19 protein-coding genes and 1 pseudogene are annotated in these 18,674 nt (G+C 67.3%); 3 read left to right on the top strand and 17 right to left on the bottom strand.

Features of this window, described 5'->3' with window-relative positions:
- Positions 1-5: 5 nt before the first annotated feature.
- From B5V46_RS15205 to B5V46_RS15160, 10 genes and pseudogenes are all read right to left on the bottom strand, one after another.
- Positions 6-272: a EutN/CcmL family microcompartment protein gene (locus B5V46_RS15205; protein WP_080617381.1), complete on the bottom strand. Its 267-nt coding sequence runs from the start codon at positions 270-272 to the stop codon at positions 6-8.
- A gap of 10 nt (positions 273-282) precedes the next feature.
- Positions 283-1,077, bottom strand: coding sequence for a hypothetical protein (locus tag B5V46_RS15200; RefSeq protein ID WP_155774086.1), 795 nt, complete (start codon positions 1,075-1,077; stop codon positions 283-285).
- A complete protein-coding gene (gene eutJ, locus B5V46_RS15195; protein WP_080617379.1) occupies positions 1,074-1,913 on the bottom strand; it encodes an ethanolamine utilization protein EutJ in 840 nt (279 codons plus the stop codon). The genes B5V46_RS15200 and eutJ overlap by 4 nt, the downstream gene beginning before the upstream one ends.
- A gap of 49 nt (positions 1,914-1,962) precedes the next feature.
- Positions 1,963-2,637: a phosphate propanoyltransferase gene (locus B5V46_RS15190; RefSeq protein ID WP_080617378.1), complete on the bottom strand. Its 675-nt coding sequence runs from the start codon at positions 2,635-2,637 to the stop codon at positions 1,963-1,965.
- Positions 2,638-3,269: 632 nt separating this feature from the next.
- Positions 3,270-3,536, bottom strand: a pseudogene (locus B5V46_RS20900) (BMC domain-containing protein); the annotation flags it as partial.
- Between the two features lie 21 nt (positions 3,537-3,557).
- Entirely contained in the window at positions 3,558-4,376 is an 819-nt protein-coding gene (pduB, locus tag B5V46_RS15180; RefSeq protein WP_080617377.1) for a propanediol utilization microcompartment protein PduB, read from the bottom strand.
- Between the two features lie 29 nt (positions 4,377-4,405).
- The gene (pduA, locus tag B5V46_RS15175) at positions 4,406-4,696 is read right to left on the bottom strand and encodes a propanediol utilization microcompartment protein PduA (RefSeq protein WP_080617376.1); all 291 of its coding nucleotides are present in this window, start codon (positions 4,694-4,696) and stop codon (positions 4,406-4,408) included.
- An 87-nt stretch (positions 4,697-4,783) separates the two neighbouring features.
- Positions 4,784-5,902 carry an iron-containing alcohol dehydrogenase gene (locus B5V46_RS15170; protein ID WP_080617375.1) on the bottom strand — a complete coding sequence of 373 codons (1,119 nt, stop codon included), beginning with the start codon at positions 5,900-5,902 and terminating at the stop codon, positions 4,784-4,786.
- Positions 5,903-6,047: 145 nt separating this feature from the next.
- Positions 6,048-8,546: a glycyl radical protein gene (locus B5V46_RS15165; RefSeq protein ID WP_304442523.1), complete on the bottom strand. Its 2,499-nt coding sequence runs from the start codon at positions 8,544-8,546 to the stop codon at positions 6,048-6,050.
- A gap of 102 nt (positions 8,547-8,648) precedes the next feature.
- Positions 8,649-9,371: a DJ-1/PfpI family protein gene (locus tag B5V46_RS15160; RefSeq protein WP_231119142.1), complete on the bottom strand. Its 723-nt coding sequence runs from the start codon at positions 9,369-9,371 to the stop codon at positions 8,649-8,651.
- A 594-nt stretch (positions 9,372-9,965) separates the two neighbouring features.
- On the opposite strand from B5V46_RS15160, the gene B5V46_RS15155 reads away from it, so the two are divergent.
- The gene (locus B5V46_RS15155) at positions 9,966-10,877 is read left to right on the top strand and encodes a permease (protein ID WP_080617372.1); all 912 of its coding nucleotides are present in this window, start codon (positions 9,966-9,968) and stop codon (positions 10,875-10,877) included.
- A 114-nt stretch (positions 10,878-10,991) separates the two neighbouring features.
- On the top strand, positions 10,992-12,245 hold the full coding sequence (locus B5V46_RS15150) for an acetate/propionate family kinase (RefSeq protein ID WP_080617371.1): 1,254 nt from the start codon (positions 10,992-10,994) through the stop codon (positions 12,243-12,245).
- A gap of 486 nt (positions 12,246-12,731) precedes the next feature.
- On the opposite strand, the gene B5V46_RS15145 is transcribed toward B5V46_RS15150, so the two are convergent.
- From B5V46_RS15145 to B5V46_RS15135, 3 genes are read right to left on the bottom strand one after another with little or no spacing between them, the layout of a single operon-like run.
- Positions 12,732-13,238: an Hsp20/alpha crystallin family protein gene (locus B5V46_RS15145; RefSeq protein ID WP_080617370.1), complete on the bottom strand. Its 507-nt coding sequence runs from the start codon at positions 13,236-13,238 to the stop codon at positions 12,732-12,734.
- Positions 13,239-13,268: 30 nt separating this feature from the next.
- Positions 13,269-13,664 (bottom strand): Hsp20/alpha crystallin family protein, encoded by a 396-nt coding sequence (locus tag B5V46_RS15140; RefSeq protein ID WP_080617369.1) that lies wholly within the window; start codon positions 13,662-13,664, stop codon positions 13,269-13,271.
- Between the two features lie 14 nt (positions 13,665-13,678).
- Positions 13,679-14,110 (bottom strand): Hsp20/alpha crystallin family protein, encoded by a 432-nt coding sequence (locus B5V46_RS15135; RefSeq protein ID WP_080617368.1) that lies wholly within the window; start codon positions 14,108-14,110, stop codon positions 13,679-13,681.
- Between the two features lie 647 nt (positions 14,111-14,757).
- On the opposite strand from B5V46_RS15135, the gene B5V46_RS15130 reads away from it, so the two are divergent.
- Entirely contained in the window at positions 14,758-15,285 is a 528-nt protein-coding gene (locus tag B5V46_RS15130; protein WP_196774267.1) for a hypothetical protein, read from the top strand.
- 134 nt (positions 15,286-15,419) lie between these two features.
- Here the strand turns inward: B5V46_RS15130 and B5V46_RS15125 are convergent, their stop codons facing one another.
- The 4 genes from B5V46_RS15125 to hutW all read right to left on the bottom strand — a co-directional run bounded on the left by B5V46_RS15125 (position 15,420) and on the right by hutW (position 18,526).
- Entirely contained in the window at positions 15,420-15,893 is a 474-nt protein-coding gene (locus B5V46_RS15125; RefSeq protein WP_080617367.1) for a hypothetical protein, read from the bottom strand.
- Complete coding sequence (gene hemP / locus B5V46_RS15120; RefSeq protein WP_080617366.1) at positions 15,890-16,045, bottom strand: hemin uptake protein HemP; 156 nt, start codon at positions 16,043-16,045, stop codon at positions 15,890-15,892. Before hemP ends, B5V46_RS15125 begins: the two co-directional genes overlap by 4 nt.
- Positions 16,046-16,148: 103 nt before the next feature.
- Positions 16,149-17,120: an NAD-dependent epimerase/dehydratase family protein gene (locus B5V46_RS15115; RefSeq protein ID WP_080617365.1), complete on the bottom strand. Its 972-nt coding sequence runs from the start codon at positions 17,118-17,120 to the stop codon at positions 16,149-16,151.
- Positions 17,117-18,526 (bottom strand): heme anaerobic degradation radical SAM methyltransferase ChuW/HutW, encoded by a 1,410-nt coding sequence (hutW, locus tag B5V46_RS15110; protein WP_080617364.1) that lies wholly within the window; start codon positions 18,524-18,526, stop codon positions 17,117-17,119. Before hutW ends, B5V46_RS15115 begins: the two co-directional genes overlap by 4 nt.
- Positions 18,527-18,674: the final 148 nt, after the last annotated feature.

Raw genomic sequence — 18,674 nt, 5'->3', positions numbered from 1 at the left:
CCTCCTCAATGGGTCTCGACGGTGTCGACAATGCCGACGATCGAGGCATCCGAGACCGACTTGCCCAGCGAACCCGCCATCCGCGCGCCGCTGCCCTTGGCGACGATCACCGTCTCGCCCCAGCCCGCGCCGACCGTGTCGACGGCGATCTCGGTGAAACCGGTCGGTTCCAGTTGCGGGGTCAGCCGCGCCACGATCAGAAGCTTGGAGCCGGTGAGGCTCGGATCCTTGCTGGTCGAGACCACGGTCCCGATAACGCGTCCCAGATGCATCGGCCTTCTCCTACACTCTCACGACGCGGACCTGCCGGGCCCGCAACTCTTCCGCCGCCAGCGGCGTGATCAGGACATCGGCGTCGAGCGTCAGTTCGGCGCTGTCGAACGTCTTGGCCTCGCTCCAGCCGAAGACCCGCGACCCGGGCACGGAGGGTGTCGCGGTCCTCCGGCCCGGGCCCGGCCCCCGGTCGCCCGGCCGCGGGGACGCGATGGCATCGCCCAGCTTCGCGGCCCAGGCAAACTCGACCCCATAGCTCTGCAGGCGGACCAGATGTCCGGCCAGCATTTCGCGATAGGCGGCATTTCCGGTCAGACCGCGCGCCTTGCGGTCGCGGCTGGCGGGGCAGACGCCGTCACGGGCCGCCACCACGCGGCGGCCGCGTTCGAGCGCGCCGGTCAGAAGCGCCGAGACCTCGTCCTCGGCCATGCCGAGCGAGGCCCGCGCGGCCAGCGCCACGCTGAGCGCGGGCACCACCACGAGGCCATGGCGTCCCAGGACGCCGTCGATATCGGTTTCGCCGGGCGCCGCCATCGGCGGGATCGCCTGCGCGCCGCCCAGCAGGCGCAGCCGTTCCGGGGTCAGAAGCCCGGCGGCGTCGGGGCTGCGGCGGATCTCGAAGGACCAGCCCGCGGCATTCAGCGGCGACAGCGACCGGATCGCCGCGTCGAGGCCCAGATCGGTGCCCGAGACCAGCAGCAGCGCCGAGCGCTCGCGGGCCTTCAGACGGGCCACGATGCGGTCCGACAGCAGGTCCAGCAGGGCCCGGTCGAGCAGGGTATCGAGCGCGGCGCGGTCCATCATTTCTCTCCTGTCGCTTGCGGGAACATCGCGATCCCCAGCGGGGTCACCAGGAGCGGCTCAGCCGGCTTGACGATCCGGCGGCCGGTCTCCTTGGCGAAGACCTGCTCGAACTCGCTGAAGGTGCAGGCGCCGCCGACGACATGGACGGCGTCCAGATCGGGATAGGCCTCGAGGAAGCGGGCGACGATGCTGGCCATCTTGTCGGCCACGGGGCGGATGACGGCGAAGACATCGCGTTCGGCGGCGGGGTCCAGTTTCTCGGCCTCGGCCTCCTCGAAACTGACGCCGCGCGCCCCGGCCAGGACCAGCGTCATATGGGTGCCGCCGGTCGCCTCGTCGAAGGAGGCCAGGACCTCGCCATCCTTCAGCACGCTGATGCCGGTGGTGCCGCCGCCGACATCGACAACGGCGCCGTCGGCGATGCCGAGGAACCGGGCCGCGGCGGCGGGTTCGTCGACGATCTCGGCCAGCTCGAAATCGGCCGCCTCGACGACATTGCCGATGGCCTTGGTGCTGCCCGGATGGATGCCGGGCGGGATCGCGGCGGCGGCCCGGATCAGGGGCTCGCCAAGGCGCGCTTCAAGCTCGGCCTTCATCTGGCGGACGGCACGGACCGCGCCGATATAGTCGACGACGATTCCGTCGCGAACCACCGTCGAGCGGAAGGTGGTCCCGGCGACGGGGCGGTTGGCCGCGTCGAGCACGGCCAGCACCAGATTGGCGGTGCCGAGATCGACGCCGATCTTCAGCGGGCCCGGTGCGCGGCGATCCGCGGGCAGCACGTCGCCCGAGCGGATCAGCTCGGCAAAATCGCGCAATGTCCTGTCGGTGCTCATCGTTCTGATCCCGTTTCCTCGCGTCGTCGTCCCTGCGGTGTGCCTGCGGTCAGTCCCGGAGGATCCGCACGATATCGTCGTTCTTCAGCCCGAAGGCGTTCGCTTCCTCGACGTCGATATGCATCTCGGTCGCCGAGGCCTCGGCCGCGCGGATCGCGACGTGATGCATGATCCCGCCGCGCGGTCCCTCGACCAGCACGCTGACCTCGTCGCCATTGGCGAGGCCCAGCCGGGCGGCAGTTTCGGGCAGCATGTGGATGTGGCGCATCGCGACGATCACGCCCGCGCTCTTGCGCACCGAGCCATGCGGGCCGACGATCTCGAGGCCGGGGGTGTCGTTGAGCTTGCCCGACATCCGGAGCGGCGGGCGGACGCCCAGCGCGAAGCCGTCGGCGGTCGAGACCTCGACCTGGGTGTCCTTGCGCAGCGGCCCGAGAACCCGGACCTTGCCGATCTCGCCCTTGGGCCCGCGCAGGATCACGGTTTCCTCGGCGGCATACTGGCCGGGCTGCTTCATCGCCTTCTTGCGGGTCAGCATGACGCCGGGGCCGAACAGCGCATCCATGTCCTGGCGCGACAGGTGGATATGCCGGTTCGAGACGCCGACCGGAACCAGCGCGGGGTCGGATCCCGCGTCGGTTCCGGTCGTGCCCCGCGCTGCCGCACGCCCTTGCGCCAGCACCTCGGAGACGATCCGATCAATCATGTTACCAGTTTCCAGCATCGTCCTGTCCTGTTCCTCTCGACCCGCCCCCTTGCCGCGTCTCTCCGCGGTGGCCTCGGGGGCTTCGGTCCCGGCCGCATCGGGCGTCCGGCTCCTGGTCGCTTCCGGTTCTTGCCCCGCGCGCTGCGCCGGGGCGGTTCACATCACTTCCCGGAGCGTCCGGGTTTCCTGGCCGGGCTGGAACGCCGGCGGTTTCGCCGCCCGGCATTCGCCGTCCCGCCGGCCGCCGCCGCCTCGTCGGAGGTGTCAGCGGCTGTCTCCGAGGGCGTGGCTTCGGGCCCGGCTTCGGGAGCGGGCTCGGAGCTTGTCTCGGTCGGTGTGTCCGTCCCGGCCTCCGGAGCCGCCTGGTCCTCGGCAGCGGGTGCTGCCTCGGCCGGGGTCTCCGCCGGGGGGGTGTCGGGGGTGGGGGTGTCGTCGGACGCCAGAGTCCCAGTGGCGTCCGACGCGGCCGCCGCATCCGTTTCCGCGTCTTGTTCGGCCTCGGCCGTGTCGACCTCCGCCGGAGCGGGCGGAGCCGCTTCGGCAGGGGACGGTCCGGCTTCGGTCGCGGGCTCGGAAGCTGCAGCCAGGCCGCCTTTCGGATCCGGGTCCGGATCCGTCGGCGGCAGCGCACCCACCGTTGCAGGACTGTCCACCAGCAAGGACACGTCCCGCGCCGGGCGCGCGATAACCTGGGTCGACACGACGCGGTTGACCCGCTCGGCCGCCACGGCGCCGGCCGCAACCGCGGCCTTGATGGCGCCCACTTCTCCGCGAAGTTTGACGACCGTCATGCCATCGCCATTGGTCAGCTCGTAGCCCACCAGCTGGACATTTGCCGATTTCACCGCAGCGTCGGCGGCTTCCACGGCAGCAGCCAGGCCGATGGTTTCGATCAATCCAAGGCTTTTCTCGGTCATGACGGTCATCCTCTTTCAGGCTCAGATGTACGGCGTGGTGGTCGACTCGAGCGGAGCCGGGTCCATGGCGCCCAGAAGCTGCTTGCCGACATCGCGGGCAGCATGGATCGCCTGGCGCACCGCACCGGAATCGCCGCTGAACATGTAGATGGCCTCGTTCGAGTAGCTGGTCCCGCCATTGCCGGGCGAGGCATAGCCGACGGTCTCGACCGTGGCCGCCTTGGCGGCGGTATCGGCCATCAGCACGCCGATGGCGGCAGGCGCCCCCACGGTGATGCCGAAAGCCTGGCCGACCGGCGCGCCGAAGGCCTTGTTCAGGGCGTAGCTGGCACGGGCGGTGTACTGGAACTCCAGGTGGCCCGCGTCGTTGCCGTAGACATCGCCGAAGGTCCGGTCCAGTTCGCCCAGCATGACCTCGACCGCCCGACGGGCGTCCGAGACATCCGCGGCGCCGAAGATGACCAGCGAGCCGTGGCCGCCGCCGCCCTTGGTGTCGCGCGGCAGTTCGATCACCAGCACTTCGCTGTTGGTCGCCTTCACCGCCTCATCGGCCGCGAAGATATGGGGACCGGCTCCGGTCCGTGCGCCAACGATGCCGATCGAGCGGTATTTCTTGTCGATCTTCATCGCTTCGTGCAGGGCCGGATCGACATTGGCGATGACCACGCCGATGGTGTCGCCGATCGCGGTGCCGACGAATTCGGTCAGCTGGCAGGCCTTGGGCGCCTTTGCCGGGGCTGCCTTCGCTTCGGGTTGGGGGGCGGAGGAGGAGGAGCTGTCGCTCCCCCCCATTTTCCGGATCACTTCCCCCATGAGTTGTTCGACGAGATCGTCTTTCATGACCGATCCTCCTAGTCTTCAGTCAGGGGTTACTCGGCGACCGGGGCGGGATGGGGCAGAATGCGTTCCACCTCGGTATGCGGCCGCGGGATGACGTGGACAGAGGCCACGGTGCCGACCTTGCCAGCCGCCACGGCGCCCGCATCGGTAGCGGCCTTGACCGCGCCGACATCGCCACGCACCATCACGGTGACGAGGCCCGAGCCGATTTTCTCGTAGCCGATCATCGTCACGTTGGCCGATTTGACCATGGCATCCGCCGCCTCGATGGCGCCGACCAGACCTTTGGTTTCGACCATTCCCAGTGCTTCCTGTTGCATCGCTCTCTCCTTGCTCACGATCTTGCGTTGATGAAGTTAGACTTGGGGTCTTCGCGCTTCTTGCTCTGCTGCATCCTCCCTCGTCCTCTAACCGCCGACCTGCGCCAGCAGATCTTCCAGATCTGCCTGGGACGGTTTGCGTGGGTTGCTGGTCGTGCAGGCATCGGCCAGCGCAGCCGCCGCGACGTCAGAGCTGACGCGACGGTATTCCTCCTTGTCGGCACCGATCTCGGGGATCGTTGCGGGGATGCCGAACAGGGTGTTGAACTCACGGATCCTGGCGATCAGCGCGGCCACTCCGGCAGGGGTGTCGGGGGCATCGAGGCCGATCAGCCGGGCGATCCGGGCATAGGCGGCGGCGGCCTTCGGCTCTGCCGCGTTCCACGGGATGACCACCGGCAGGAGCACCGAGTTGGTGCGGCCATGGACCACGTGCAGCTTGCCGCCCAGCGCATGGGCGAGGCTGTGGTTGACGCCAAGTCCCGCCGCGGCGAAGGCGAAGCCCGCCAGGCAGGACGCCTGGTGCATCGCGTCGCGCGCTTCCATGTCATTGCCATCGGCATAGGCGCGGGGCAGGTAGGCGAAGGCGAGGCTCAGCGCCTTGTCGGCGAAGGCGTCGGTAAAGTAGTTGGCGCCTCGGGCGACCACGGCCTCGAGCGCGTGGGTGATGACGTCCATGCCGGTATCGGCGGTCACCTTGGGCGGCGCGGTGCGCACGAATTCGGGGTCGAGCAGCGCCACGTCGGGCACCAGTTCTTCCGAGATCAGCGGGAATTTGCGTCCGTTGGCCGGATCCGAGATCACGGCGAAGGTCGTCACTTCGGACCCGGTGCCGCTGGTCGTCGGGATTGCGACGAAGGGGATGTAGCGGTCGGGATGCATCTCGCGGACGATGGCGAGGATGGCTTTCGCGCCGTCGATCGGCGAGCCGCCGCCGAGCGCGATGATGACTTCGGGGCCGAAATTGCCCAGATGGCGGGCTCCGGCGGAAACAGCGTCGATGGGGGTGTCGGGGACAACCTCGTCAAAGACCCTGATCTGGCAGTCGGGCAGCGCCTTGCGGACCCGGTCGAGGGCGCCGGACTGCGCCAGGAAAGCGTCGGTCACGATGCCGACCTTCCGGCCGCGATAGGCGTGCAGGCGGTCCAGCAGTCCGGGGCCGAAGACGATCTCGGTCCTGGTTTGGAAACTCGTGTAGCGGGTCATTCGGGTCACCTGTTCTTCGCGGGTCGTCGGGTCGTCAGATCGTGGGGGCGGCGGACACGGGCGGTTGGATGTCAGGGGAGCCCGCCCGTGTCTCTGCCCGGCCGGCCCCCGCGTGCTGCGCTGCGGGGACCGACCTGTCTCTGGATCAGAACGTTTGTTCCGTCCGGCTGATGATGTCGTCCTGCACCTCTTTCGCGAGGACGACGAACTGGGCGCTGTACCCGGCCACGCGGACCACGAGGTCGTTGTGGGCTTCCGGATGTTTCTGCGCGTCCAGCAGGGTTGCACGGTCGATCACGTTGAACTGCACATGCATGCCCTTGTGATCGAAGTACGACCGCACCAGCGAAGCGAAGTTCTGCAGACCCTGGTCACCGGCCAGCGCCGAAGGCAGGAACTTCTGGTTGTAGAGGGTGCCGTTCGACGCGATGAAGTGGTCCAGCTTGGCCACCGAGTTGGCAGCGGCGGTCGGGCCCTTCGAGTCCTTGCCCTGCCGCGGCGACACACCGTCCGAAAGCGGCTGCTTGGCGAGACGGCCGTCGGGCAGGGCGCCCACGTCCTTGCCGAAGAGCACGTTCGCGGACACCGGGTAGATCCCGGCCTGGAACTGGCCGCCACGCGGGTTGGTGTATTTCTCCACCTCGAGGCAGTAGATCCGGGCGCATTTCCGGGCGATCAGGTCGACATCGTCGATGTCGTTGCCGAAGCACTCGGCCGAGTCCATCAGGCGCCGGATGCTTTCATACTTCGACGAGTCCGACGTCGGAGCGCTGTTGGTGGCGAGGGTCCGGTAGACCTCGTCCTTCAGCGTGGCCACATCGACCGAGCTGTTGGTCGAGAGGACCTTGCGCACCGCGGCGTAGACTTCTTCCTCGGACGGACCCTTGCCGGTGGCCGACGGAGCGGTCGAGCCGAGCGCGACACCGAAGTTCGCATCCATGGCTTGCTTGAGGTCGGCCATCGACACTTTCTTCTCGTCGAAGACGAACTTCTTCATCGCGTAGACCGAGTCGCCGCTATCCGCGACGCCGAAGGCCTGCGGGCCGGTGAAGTTGTAGATCGCGCCACCTTCCTGGACCGACTTGCCGCGGCCGAGGCAGTCATCGACCATGGCCGAGAGGAAGGGCAGCGGAGCCCGTTCGGCATGGGCGATGTCGACGCAGTTGTCGGCTTCGGCAAGGTGTTTGACGAAGAAGGCCATCTGCGTCTTGAACGCGACGTAGAAGTCGTCGAGCGATTTCCACTCGGTCATCTCGCCGGTTTTCGGACCCAGCTGCGTGTCGCCCGCGCGGCCGTTGTTCATGGTGATTTCCAGAACCTTGGCCACGTTGAAGAACGCCGCGTCGTGCCAGCCTTCGGTGCGGTGGATCGCCTGCGGTTCGACGCAGCCGACGATGCCGTAGTCGCGGGCATGGGCCAGCGAGACACCGCGGTTCTGCAGCGCGGGGATGATCACCTCGTCGTTGTAGACGGCCGGAACCCCGAGCCCGAGACGCACGACCTCTGCCGCACGGAACAGGAACTCGTCAGGAGTACCCTGCCAGACGCGGATCGAGAAGGACGGCTGCGGCAGCTTCACATGCGCGGTGGCTTCCATGCACATGTAGGACATCTCGTTGGTGGCATCGAGACCGTCTTCGGTCTGACCACCGACGCAGAGGTTCTGGAACACGGCGTAACCGGCAAAGGCCTGGGCCGATACTTCGTCGCGGGTCTTGTTGACGTCGTTCAGCTTGATCCAGATGCAGTCGACCAGTTCCTGGGCGAACTCCTTGCTGATCGACTTGTCGGCCAGGAAGTAGGGGTTCATGTACTGGTCGAACCGGCCGGGCGAAATCGAGTGGCCCGAGGATTCGATCTGCAGCATGCACTGGATGAACCACATCGTCTGGCAGGCTTCCCAGAAGGTCGAGGCCGGGTTTTCAGGCACGCGACGGCAGTTCTTGGCGATCTGTTCCAGTTCCGCCTTGCGGGCCGGGTTCGATTCCTTCGCCGCCAGTTCCTCGGCCTTCGCGGCATAGCGATGGGCGAAGTTGATCGCGGCGTTGTAGGCGATCACGGTCGCGTTGTAGAACTGTTTCTTCTTGATGAATTCCGGATCTTTCTCGTCGAGCGCCTCGATCGACTTGATCGCCTGCTCGATGACACCGCGGAAGCCGATCTTGAGGATCTTGCCATAGTCCACGCAGACGTGGCCGACGCCGCCGAAGTAGTAGTTGCCGACGGTGAAGACCCCATTGTTCATGCAGTCATGGGTCTTCTTCGACATGTACGAGGCCGCAAGCGCCTGGGTGGTCTTGCCCGGCCAGTACTTGAAGGCCTCATGCAGCTCGGCTGCGGTTTCCTTCGGGATCTCGAAGGGGTCGGCCATCCGGGTGGCCATTGTGTCGAACTCGGCTTCCACCCATTCGAACGAGAATTCGGGGCAGATTTCGGTCGAACGCGGGTTCTTGGTGATCGCGCCGACGATCAGTTCGTCTTCGCGGATGGTGACCGGAAGCTCGTTGAAGATCTTCTCGGCAACCTTGGCGCGCCGCAGGATCGCCGGCAGCCCTTCGGTTGCCTTGTAGGCTTCGGTCGCAAGAACAGCACGCTCGGACTCGACGTAAGGCTTCGCGTTGATGATCTGCTTCTTCAGCCGCAATACGCGGTCCGTCGGTTTCGTAAAGCCCTTCTCAATCATGGTATCCTCCAGGCTGTTATGCCCCGCCGAGCCATTGCGGCCCGCCGGCGCCGATAGGTTCGTTCAGTTCACGACATCGGGTGCGATGCGACGCAGGAAGGCGCGCATGAGCCCCGGGTGACCGGGCCAGGCCGGAGATGTCGCGAGATTTCCGTCGGTTACGGTGTCTTCCGGCGCAACGGCGACATAAGTGCCACCGACAGCGCGGATCTCGGGGGCGACGGCCGGGTAGGCCGTCAGGGTGCGGCCGGCGAGCACGCCCGCGGCTGCAAGGATCTGTGGCCCGTGGCAGATCGCGGCGACGGGCCGGTCGTTCTTCATGAAGCTGCGGACCAAGGTCAGCACTTCGTCGTCGAGCCGCAGATATTCGCAGGCGCGGCCGCCGGGGAGATAGAGCCCGTGATAGCTATCCGGGTCGATCAGTCCGAAGGCGGCGGTCAGACGAAACAGGTGACCGGGCTTCTCGCTATAGGTCTGGTCACCCTCGAAATCGTGGATCGCGGTCCGGATGGTGTCGCCCTTGCATTTGCTGGGGCAGACCGCGTCGACCGCGATGCCGGCCATCTCCAGCGCCTGGAAGGGAACCATCACTTCATAATCTTCGGAATAATCGCCGACGATCATGAGGACTTTGTATTTCGAGGAACCGAACATTCCATTTCCTTCGCGATGAGCCGCGTCGTTGAATGGAGAATAGGTGTTGGTCGGGGTCCGGGACAACGCGAAGGGTTTGACAATGACGGGTAATAACTTGCCGGAGAGTGAAAAATCCGGCGTATCGGCCATGAAAACAAGGGGTTTGGCGCAGGAGGGCGGTGCGCGGCGCAAATCGGAGCGATGACAGGAAATTACCCGGGCGGGTAAAATCTTGTCATGGGGAGGTCAAGATAACCCCGGTAAAGCCCTCAAGGGCCGTGTGGCGTGGGGCTCCTGCGGTTTCGGAAGCGAATCGATCTCTCCTTTCAAGTATCTGAAAAAAATATACAAAATAAGGATTTGTGGGGCGGTTCCGGACGATTTTGGCTCCTTCGAGGGGCAGGTTTTCCGGCCTTTCCCGACTCTGGCAAGAAATCACCTGCGGAGGCCAAGTTCCCCGCGTTGACCGTTTGGGTAAATTCGCTCACCATTATTTACGACGACGCGCCCAAATTCGGGTTTCGTTTCGATATTCCGATATCGAGGGATGAAAATTTCCGACCCGGGAAGCTAATCTTTTTCCGGATATGGTTATTTTTGTTTTTGAAATCCGGCAGCGGTTGCGGAGCGAATGGAAACCGAAAGAATCGACATGAGATCTTGAAAGCGGAATCGAAGTGAGCGCGCAAATCCACGTCCTGGATTTCGGGTGAGCGATGTCGGTTGCGTTGCAAGGAGGAACAAATGACTGCACTCGGTTTACTGGTCGCCTTCGGGGGCGGCATTTTCGGGGCGGCGATCGGCGCATTGCCGGCCTTCGCCTTCGTGGGCATCCTGACGATCGCGGGCGTTGCGATCCAGTTGGCCGTCGCGCCTGCGGCCACCGACTTCTTCGGGATCCCGTTCGGCGTCTTCGGTCCGCATGTGGGCGGCTTCGCCTCGGGCGTCGCCGCCGCGGCCTATGCGGCCTCGAAGGGCAAGCTTGACAGCGGCCGCAACATCGTGACGGCGGGCATGGGGCTGAACAGTCCCGACGTGCTGCTGGTCGGCGGCATCTTCGGGATCGTCGGCTACGTGATCTGCTGGGGCGTCGCGATGGTGCCCGATGTGGGCCCGGGCCTGCCCTGGACCGACTATCCCGGCATGAGCGTCGTGATCTCGGCCTTCATCGTGCGCTTCATCTGGGGCACCTGCGGGCTGTGCGGCAAGACGCCGGAAGGCGAGCGCTTCTTCCATCCGACCGATGCCACCAAATGGCTGGTGTTCCAGAGCTCCTTCGGCCAGATCGCCATGATCGGCGTCGGCGTCGGGCTTCTGGGCGGCTGGCTGGGCATCACCTACGGCATGGCGGGTGCGCTTCTGGCCTTCGGTATCGCGGCGGCGAGCCTGCTGTTCCTGACCGTGGGCGTGCTGACCCCCGTCACCCACCACATCGCGCTGCCGGCCGCCATCGTCGGTGTCGCGTCGGGCAGCATCATCTGGGCCGGTATCGCGGGTCTGGTCTGCGCCTTCGTCGGCGAGTTCTTCGCCCGGATCTTCCTCGATCGCGGCGATACCCATATCGACCCGCCGGCCTGCACGATCGCAGCCATGACGCTTGTCTTCAACGTACTGACATCCATCGGTTTCTGGGCTCTCCTCCCAATGCCGGTGTGATCCGGGGGCAGGCCGACACCCTGCACCCCGAACGGGCGGCGCGACATCCCTCCTCCCAAACTCCCCCCTCGTCGCGCCGCCCGTCCTCGCTGTTTTAAAAGAAAGGACGGCCAGATGATCCTGACCATCAACTGCGGCAGCTCCAGCCTGAAGTATCAGCTTTACTCGACAGATCTGTCCGAAGTCGTCGCGAAGGGTCTGATTGCCCGGATCGGCGAGGACTGCTCCACATCCGACCACCACGCCCGCGGCCGACGGGAGTCTGTCGTGCAGCCGATTCCCGACCACCAGGCAGGCTTCCGGCTCATGGTCGAGAACCTGATGAACCCCGAATTCGGCGTCATCGACAGCCCTGCCGCGATCACGGCCATCGGCCACCGCGCGGTGCATGGCGGCGACGTCTTCGTCGACTCGGTCGTGGTCGATGACAACGTGATGGCGCAACTGCGCGCCTGCATCGGCTTCGCGCCGCTGCACAACCCCTGCAACATCGCCGGGATCGAAGAGGCCCGGCGTCTGTTCCCGGGCGTTCCCAATATCGTCGTCTTCGACACCGCCTTCCACCAGACCGTGCCTCCCGAGGCCCATGTCTTCGCGCTGCCCTACGATCTTTACGCCAAGCACGGTGTCCGCCGGTACGGTTTTCACGGCACGTCCTGCCGCTATGTCAGCCAGGCCGCGGCCGACCTGCTGAACTGGCCGATCAAGGACATGAAGATGGTGGTCTGCCATCTCGGCAACGGCGTCACGCTGAACGCGGTCAAGGGCGGCAAGTCGGTCGATACCTCGATCGGTTTCGGCACCTTTTGCGGTGTACCGATGGGGACCCGCGCGGGCGATTTCGACCCGGCCGTGGTCTTCCACCTGGTCAAGCAGCTCGGCATGTCGATCGATGAGGTCGAGAAGCTCTGCTATCACAAGAGCGGCCTGCTCGGCGTCTCGGGTGTCAGCAACGACATGCGCGAGGTCAGCCGCCGCGCCGCCGAGGGCGACGAGCGCTGCGCGCTGGCGGTCGATATCTTCGTCTATCAGATCAAGAAGACCATCGGCGCCTATGCCGCCGCGATGGACGGGCTCGACGCCCTGGTCTTCACCGCGGGCATTGGCGAGAACAGTGCCGAGATCCGGTCGCGGATCTGTTCCGGTCTCGGCTTCCTCGGGGTTCGGATCGACGAGGCCTCGAATGAGGTGGCGCGCGACGGGTATCCGAATATCAGCGCCCCCGACGCGTCGGTGGCGACGCTGGTCGTGCCCACCGACGAGGAACGGATGATCGCGATGGACACGCTGCGCCTGACGCCCGATCACCTGCTGACAACGCCGCGCGGCGTCTCTGCGCGCGGCTATGAACAGGCGCGGCCGCTCTAGGCCGTCCCTGCCGTCGTCCGGCGGCCTGTCGGGGAGCAGCGGGGGATGCGTCTTCCGCGGGCCCGGCAGGTCGTCGGCGGCTCTCTGCGGCCGCGCCTTCGGCCGCCTTTCTGCTGTTTCTGGGGCAGAGGATGGAACCTCGGGTACAGAGGATGCCGGCCGCCCCGACTGCAGCGAAAAACGGCACCGGGTGCAGCCCTGGCAGGCCGCGTCACACCGCCTGACGGCGCGCGCCCGCATTCCGGTGCGATCGTGCCGGTGGAGACCCTCCTCTCCGAACTTAGCTGGAAAGCGCCCCGGTCGCGCGCCTCGCAGCAGCCCCCAGGACATGACAAGGAGGAAGGCCGCTTCGATCCCGGTTCGGATCGGGCGGCGGCCGCACGGAACCTTTGCGTGACGACGGGGTGAACCGCGCGGTGCCGCCGGTGGAGAAGGCGACAGGGTCCGGCCGCCGGGATGGCGGCCGGTTCGTCTTTCGGGCAGGGCTCAGGCGCCCTGCACCTCGATCTTCCTGACTCGCGACTGCGCCTGGGCCGTCTGCGGCAGGCGGATCGTCAGCACCCCGTTCCGGAACGAGGCCTCGGCCTTGCTGCCATCGACGCCGGGCGGCAGCGGCAGGCTGCGATAGATCGCGCCATAGCTGCGTTCGGACAGGTAATAGCCGGTCTTCTCTTCCTGGCGCTCGACCCTCTTCTCGCCCTTGACGGTCAGGGTGTCGTCGGTGACGGAGACCTCTATGTCCTTCATCTCCATGCCGGGCAGCTCGATCGACACCTCGATGGCATCGGCGGTCTCGACGACATCTGATTTCGCATCGCCTCCCAGCGGCCAGTCGCGCGCGCCGAGGCGGTTCCAGAACCCCTCGAAGACGCGGTTCATGTCGCGTTGCAATGCCGCGATCGGGTTGTCCTCGCCAGTTCCGTTTCCGTTTACGGTTTTGGGCTCGGGGTTGTGCTCCTTCCGCGCCCAGGGGATGAGATCCCTGATCTGCATGATACGTCCTCCTTTCCATGCGCGATCCGCTCAGGCGGACCTGACGGCGATCTTCTTCGGTTGCGCGGCTTCGGCGCGTGGCAGGGTCACGCGCAGCAGCCCGTCCTTCATCTCGGCCGCGATCCGGTCGGGGTCGACATCCTGCGACAGGGTGAAGGCGCGTTCGTAATCGCCCTCGCCATATTCGGCATGAACCAGTTGCAGCCGTTCGGGCCGGGCGGTTTCGGCGCGGCCGCTGATCGTCAACACCCGGTTTTCCAGCGCGATCTCGACATCGGACGCGGCGACGCCGGGCATCTCCAGCAGCAGCGTCACGGTGTCGTCGCATTCGACGATATCGGCCAGCGGGCGGTAGATGCGGCCGCCACGGGCGGTTTCCGGCGCGTCGGCGGGGCTTTTGTCGGGTGCAGTCATGTCGGTGGTCATCTGGCGTCCTCCTCTCACAAGGCCTTGATCTCGATCCGGCGCGGCTTGTCTTCCTCGGGACGCGCCACGACCACGCGCAGCACGCCATTGACGAAGCGCGCCTCGACCTGGTCGTCGCGGGCGGGGAAGGGCAGGCGGATCGCGCGGCTGAAACGCCCATAGGTGCGGTCGCGCCGGTGCCAGATGGCGCTGTCGCCGAACTCCGGCGCGCGGCGCTCGCCCGACAGCGTCAGGACATTGTCCTTGATCGTGATGTCGATATCCGACGGGGCGATGCCCGGCAGCTCGGCGGTGATCGCCACGGCCTCGTCATTCTGCCAGACATTGACCGCCGGAAAGGCGGCTGTCCGAGCGCCGAGCCTTGCGCCGAGGGTCCGGTCGAGGTCGCGGCCCATCTGGCGCATCAGCGCGAACGGGTCCGCAGCGAATGTGGACGGATAGAGCATGACACGTCTCCTTGCTTGCGTCGATCGCAATACCGGGGCGCTGATGCGCACCGGCGGAGACGCCCCTGGGGGCGAACATGCTTCAGGTCCCGCCGTGCGGCGGCGGTTGATGTCCTGACGACCCCGGCGGCTTTCCTTGCGGACAAACCCCGGCGGTCCGCTCGTCGAGCCGGACCTGTCGCGTGTTCCCGAAAACCCCGAACGGGCGTTTCCGATGCTCATAAAGGAAGACCCGGCCGCGCCGTCAAGATCTTCGAAAACGGAAAATCATCCCTATCTCGAAGGGGCAGAGACGGGTGGAAGGCAAGGGCCTGCCGGTCGTTCTCAGCAGGGCGGGGAAGGGGGCTTGCCTTATCCGACTGATTTTGTCAGATTAGGCACAAGCTCACGCCAGCGGCGGTTTGCGCCCAGCCGAGACCGGAACATCAGGCTTTCGGGGAGGCCTGCGGGCTGCTGGCCGTTGCGGTCGGCCTGCCTGCCGCCTCCCCGGAAACGAAACTGGAGGATCTGCCCATGATGTCGTCCGAAGGCTCTGCCGGTTTCCGCGCCGGCCGTCGCCATGCATGGAAACCGGCCTTTGCCGGGGCATGGGGGCCGCGCCATCCGGGACCTTCCGGCAAGGCTGCCGGCCGGCTGGAGCGCATTGCATGAGGGGCTCCGGCTGCGAGCGCCGTCTCGGGCCACAGGACCGGCCGCTGGCCGAGGCGGGCTACGATCCGTCCGAGCAGGGCGTTCTGACCGTTGCGCGTCACTATTTCCAGAGTTTCGCCTTTCCGAACAGCCAGGCCTGGATCAACGCCTTCGCCAAGGCCGAGGCGATGTTCCCGCCGGGGATGGCCCGGGCGCGGGCCTCCGAGATCGCGGTGGCGGTGCTGGCGGCGGTGCAGCAGATGCGTGCCGCGCGGGGCTCGGGGTTCCGTTTCTCGAACCCGGACTGCCCGGGCTGTGCCCGGATCCTCAGCCCGCATGAGCGCCAGTTCATGGAGGTGCTGGTGGCCTTGCGCCGCGGCCGACGCAGCCGGGCCCATACCGCGGCGATGCTGATCTGCGAGGGCAATGCCTCCGAGACCTTTCTCGTGGCGATGTCCGACCTGGCGGCCCTGACCGGTGCCCTGCCTTCGGGGCAGGGACAACCGGCCAGGGCGCAATGCGATCGGGGACCGGCGGTTTCCTGACGCATCCCCCCTGTCGACGTGCCGCGGCGGGCAGGCCATCGCGCGCGCCCTGCGGCACATCGGGGTCGGCAGGGGGGCAATTTCCTCCGAGACGGTCAGGACGGCCGGGCCCCGGCAAGGGCCCGGCCCCCGTATCAGTGCAGCAGCTGGCCGTGACTGGCGGGGCCATCATTGGCCGGATGCGCCCGCACCAACCCCAGCAGCGCCATTCCAAGCTCTTGCGCGACCGCGACCGCCTGCGCGGCGGCCTGCGGCTCCATCAGGGCCAGCGCGAAGAGGAAGGCATCCTCGCGCTCGCCGACAAGGGCGGCCGCCACCATCTGGGCGAAGGCGTTCTCATCGCCGCCGACCTCGCGATGGGCGGGGCGGTGGCCGGCCATCGGGCGCCGCCCGGCACCCCGGACAAGCTCTGTCACGGCGTCGAGCAGCTCTTCCTGCGCTTCGGCGCGCGGGCCGAGGATCTGTCCGAAATTGCGACGCATGCGAGCCCGGGTCGCGGGGCCGTCGGACCAGCCGCGCAGGCAACGGATCGCGGCCCGCTCGAGCGGCGGCAGCTCGTCGAGCGTGGCGACGGGGGCGGCCCCCCGTGAACCGCGATCCGGGGTCATTTCGTCAGGATCAGCTTGCCCGCGCGGGTGATGCGCAGGGTGTAGGCGACGCCGTCCAGCAGGATCCGGGTGGTGATCTCACCATCGGTCAGGACCCGGGCGTCATGCACCGGGGTGGCGCCGGTGCGGAAGCTGTGTTCGGCGCGGCTCATGGGCGGCCTCGCGGGGTTTTCGGCATTGCGGGGGGCATCATGTCATGTCTCCTTCTTGCGGGTGCTCCGGCGGGCAGAGCCTGGGGGGTGAGAGGTGCTGCGGCTATTCTGCGGCGGTTGTGGCGATACCTGCGCGCTCTTCGGCGAGAATTGCGGCAAGTCCCTCGCGATAGGTGGGATAGCGCAGCGCGAACCCGGGCAGGGCCTTCAGCCGGTCGTTGCGGATGCGCCGGTTCTCGGCCCAGAACGCCGCCGCGACGGGCGGCAGCCCGGCCTCCCCGAGCGGCACGCGCGGCGCGGGCGGGCGGCCCAGAAGCCGCGCGGCATGATCCAGAAGCGCATGAGCGGGGGCGGGCAGGTCGTCGGCGACGTTCACGAGACGCTGGCCCGCGGGGGCGGACATGGCGGCCAGGATCGCGCCTGCCGCATCTTCGACATGGATGCGGTTGAACACCTGCCCGTGGCGCAGCACGGCCCGGATGCCGGGGCTTCGCATCCGGTCCAGTGCGTTGCGGCGCCCGGGACCGTAAAGGCCGGACAGGCGCAGGATGTCGAGCGCGGCGCCGCCATCGGCAGCCAGTGCGGCCCAGTCGCCTTCGGCGATCAGCCGGGCGCGGGCATCGGCGGTTCGCGGCGCCGGGGCGCGGGTCTCGTCGATCCAGGCGCCGCCGCAATCGCCGTAAACCCCGGTCGAGGACAGATAGCCGATCCATCCCGGTCCGGAACGCAGCGCCCCGGCGGAGACGAGCGCGGCGCGGACCGGACAGCCCCCGGCGCCGGGCGGGACCGAGATCAGCAGATCGGTGACGCCCTCCAGCATGTCGGCCAGACCGGCCCGACGCTCGCTGGCGGCGGTGTCGAAAAGATGCATCCCGATGCCTTGCTCGGCCAGTTCGGCCGCGCGCAGCGGGTCGCGGGTAGTGGCCGAGACCCGGGCGCCCGCGTCGCGGGCGCGAAGCGCCGCGAGGCCTGCGCAGAAGCCCGCGCCGAACACGAAGAGATGGCGTCCCGAAAGCGGTCCTGCGGTTCGGATCGTCCTGTTGCGGGAAAGACGGACGGATGCGCGCGGGGTCATGCTGTCGTCTCCTCTGGGCTGCATGCCTCACGGGTGGCCTCACGGACGGAGCGATCGGTCCAGGCGATGAGCCTCGCGGTCATCGCCACCTGCCAGAACCGCCCGGCAAGCGTCAGAGGCAGGGCTCCGGTCCCGGCCGTCATCAACCCCGCTTCCTGCCACTGCGTCAGAAGCGGCGCGGCCAGATCCTCGAAGCGGAGCGCGAGGCCGCATTCCGCAAGCGCCCGCTCGACGGGGGCGGGGTCGAGCCGCCCGCGCTCCATCCCCGCCTTTATCGCGTTATGCACCGGTGCCAGGGCCGAGGGGCGCATCAGCCCCGCCAGCGGCGCCCGGCCGCCCTGCCGGGTGGCCTCGGCATAGGCGTCGAGATCGGGCTGCAGCCGGTAGCCATGGCCGTGCATATTGCCGCCCGCGCCCGCGCCGAAGGCAAGGCAGGCGGCGCCGGACTTGATATCGGCATTGTAGAGGTTGCGTTCGCGCAGGCCGCGCCGCCAATGGGTGGTCGAGATCGCGTCCCATCCGGCCCGCTCCATCTCCTCGCAACCATCGGCGTAATAATGGCCAAGGCTGTGGGGCGCGGCCGGAAGCAGCTTGCCCTTCTCCTGAGCCAGCAGGAGCGGCGTGCCGGGGATCGTCTTCAGCGCATAGAGATCGAGCCCGTCGATCCCCAGCGCGGTGGCCATCCGCAGATCGTCGCGGAAGGTGGCGCGGTCCTGGCCCGGCAGGCCGTAGATCAGGTCGATCACCACTGCTCCGCAATCGGCCGCGACGAGGCCTTCGAGAAAGCGCAGCGTCTCGCTTCGGGTGGATTTGCGGCCGAGACGGCGGCGCACGCGGTCGTCAAAGCTCTGCACGCCGAGCGAGATGCGGTTGACGCCGGCGTCGAAGGCCGCCCGTGCCTTCTCGAGCCCGAAACTGACGATCCGTCCCTCCAGCGTGATCTCGCAATCCGGGCTCAGCGGCAGGGTCTCGCGAAGACTGCCGACCAGCCGGGCGAGATCGCGGGCGGACAGGGCAGAGGGGGTACCGCCGCCGAGATAGAGGGCGCGGATCGGGTGACCCTGCTGCGCCGCCGTTGCCGCCCCGGCGCGCATTTGCGCCAGCACCGCCTCGACATAGGGGGCGCCTGCCTCGCGCCGCCACGGATTCTGGTAGAAGCCGCAGAACAGGCAGTGGTTCTCGCAGAAGGGCACATGCACATAAGCCACCGTGGGGCCATGGCGCGGTGTGGCGCAAAGCCGGTCCCAGAGCGCGTGCATGTCCTCGGCCGGCACCGCGCTGGCCTGGCCATGGGCATGCGCCCGCATCCCGCCCGGGAAGGCGCCCGCGAGCGGGTCGTCCGAGATGCGGGCGAAGAACGGGTCGGGGGCCCTTTGCCCGGAGGCTGTCACGCTTTGCACTGTCATCCATGTCCTCCGGAGAGCGGACAGGGGGCCGGGCAAAGAGCTGGGGCCTGTCTTGACGCGTGGCGATATCTGCGCTGGGGCCGGGATGGCTCCCATGTACCCGACTCTTTTTATCAGGTTATAGCTGCGAGGGGAAGGGGCTTGCCTC

It is taken from the genome of Rhodovulum sp. MB263 (assembly GCF_002073975.1).
Taxonomy (GTDB): domain Bacteria; phylum Pseudomonadota; class Alphaproteobacteria; order Rhodobacterales; family Rhodobacteraceae; genus Rhodovulum.
Note: the sequence above shows the minus strand (reverse complement) of the source record. Positions and strands in the feature narration are given on the sequence as shown.

Coding starts and splice junctions, on each gene's coding strand:
- B5V46_RS15150 (WP_080617371.1), top strand. CDS start 10,992: ATGATCCTGACCATCAACTGCGGCAGCTCCAGCCTGAAGTATCAGCTT.
- B5V46_RS15205 (WP_080617381.1), bottom strand. CDS start 272: ATGCATCTGGGACGCGTTATCGGGACCGTGGTCTCGACCAGCAAGGAT.
- B5V46_RS15115 (WP_080617365.1), bottom strand. CDS start 17,120: ATGACCCCGCGCGCATCCGTCCGTCTTTCCCGCAACAGGACGATCCGA.
- B5V46_RS15130 (WP_196774267.1), top strand. CDS start 14,758: ATGAGGGGCTCCGGCTGCGAGCGCCGTCTCGGGCCACAGGACCGGCCG.
- B5V46_RS15145 (WP_080617370.1), bottom strand. CDS start 13,238: ATGCAGATCAGGGATCTCATCCCCTGGGCGCGGAAGGAGCACAACCCC.
- hutW (WP_080617364.1), bottom strand. CDS start 18,526: ATGACAGTGCAAAGCGTGACAGCCTCCGGGCAAAGGGCCCCCGACCCG.
- B5V46_RS15190 (WP_080617378.1), bottom strand. CDS start 2,637: ATGCTGGAAACTGGTAACATGATTGATCGGATCGTCTCCGAGGTGCTG.
- B5V46_RS15140 (WP_080617369.1), bottom strand. CDS start 13,664: ATGACCACCGACATGACTGCACCCGACAAAAGCCCCGCCGACGCGCCG.
- pduA (WP_080617376.1), bottom strand. CDS start 4,696: ATGCAACAGGAAGCACTGGGAATGGTCGAAACCAAAGGTCTGGTCGGC.
- eutJ (WP_080617379.1), bottom strand. CDS start 1,913: ATGAGCACCGACAGGACATTGCGCGATTTTGCCGAGCTGATCCGCTCG.
- hemP (WP_080617366.1), bottom strand. CDS start 16,045: ATGAGCCGCGCCGAACACAGCTTCCGCACCGGCGCCACCCCGGTGCAT.
- pduB (WP_080617377.1), bottom strand. CDS start 4,376: ATGAAAGACGATCTCGTCGAACAACTCATGGGGGAAGTGATCCGGAAA.
- B5V46_RS15160 (WP_231119142.1), bottom strand. CDS start 9,371: ATGGCCGATACGCCGGATTTTTCACTCTCCGGCAAGTTATTACCCGTC.
- B5V46_RS15125 (WP_080617367.1), bottom strand. CDS start 15,893: ATGACCCCGGATCGCGGTTCACGGGGGGCCGCCCCCGTCGCCACGCTC.
- B5V46_RS15135 (WP_080617368.1), bottom strand. CDS start 14,110: ATGCTCTATCCGTCCACATTCGCTGCGGACCCGTTCGCGCTGATGCGC.
- B5V46_RS15155 (WP_080617372.1), top strand. CDS start 9,966: ATGACTGCACTCGGTTTACTGGTCGCCTTCGGGGGCGGCATTTTCGGG.
- B5V46_RS15200 (WP_155774086.1), bottom strand. CDS start 1,077: ATGATGGACCGCGCCGCGCTCGATACCCTGCTCGACCGGGCCCTGCTG.
- B5V46_RS15170 (WP_080617375.1), bottom strand. CDS start 5,902: ATGACCCGCTACACGAGTTTCCAAACCAGGACCGAGATCGTCTTCGGC.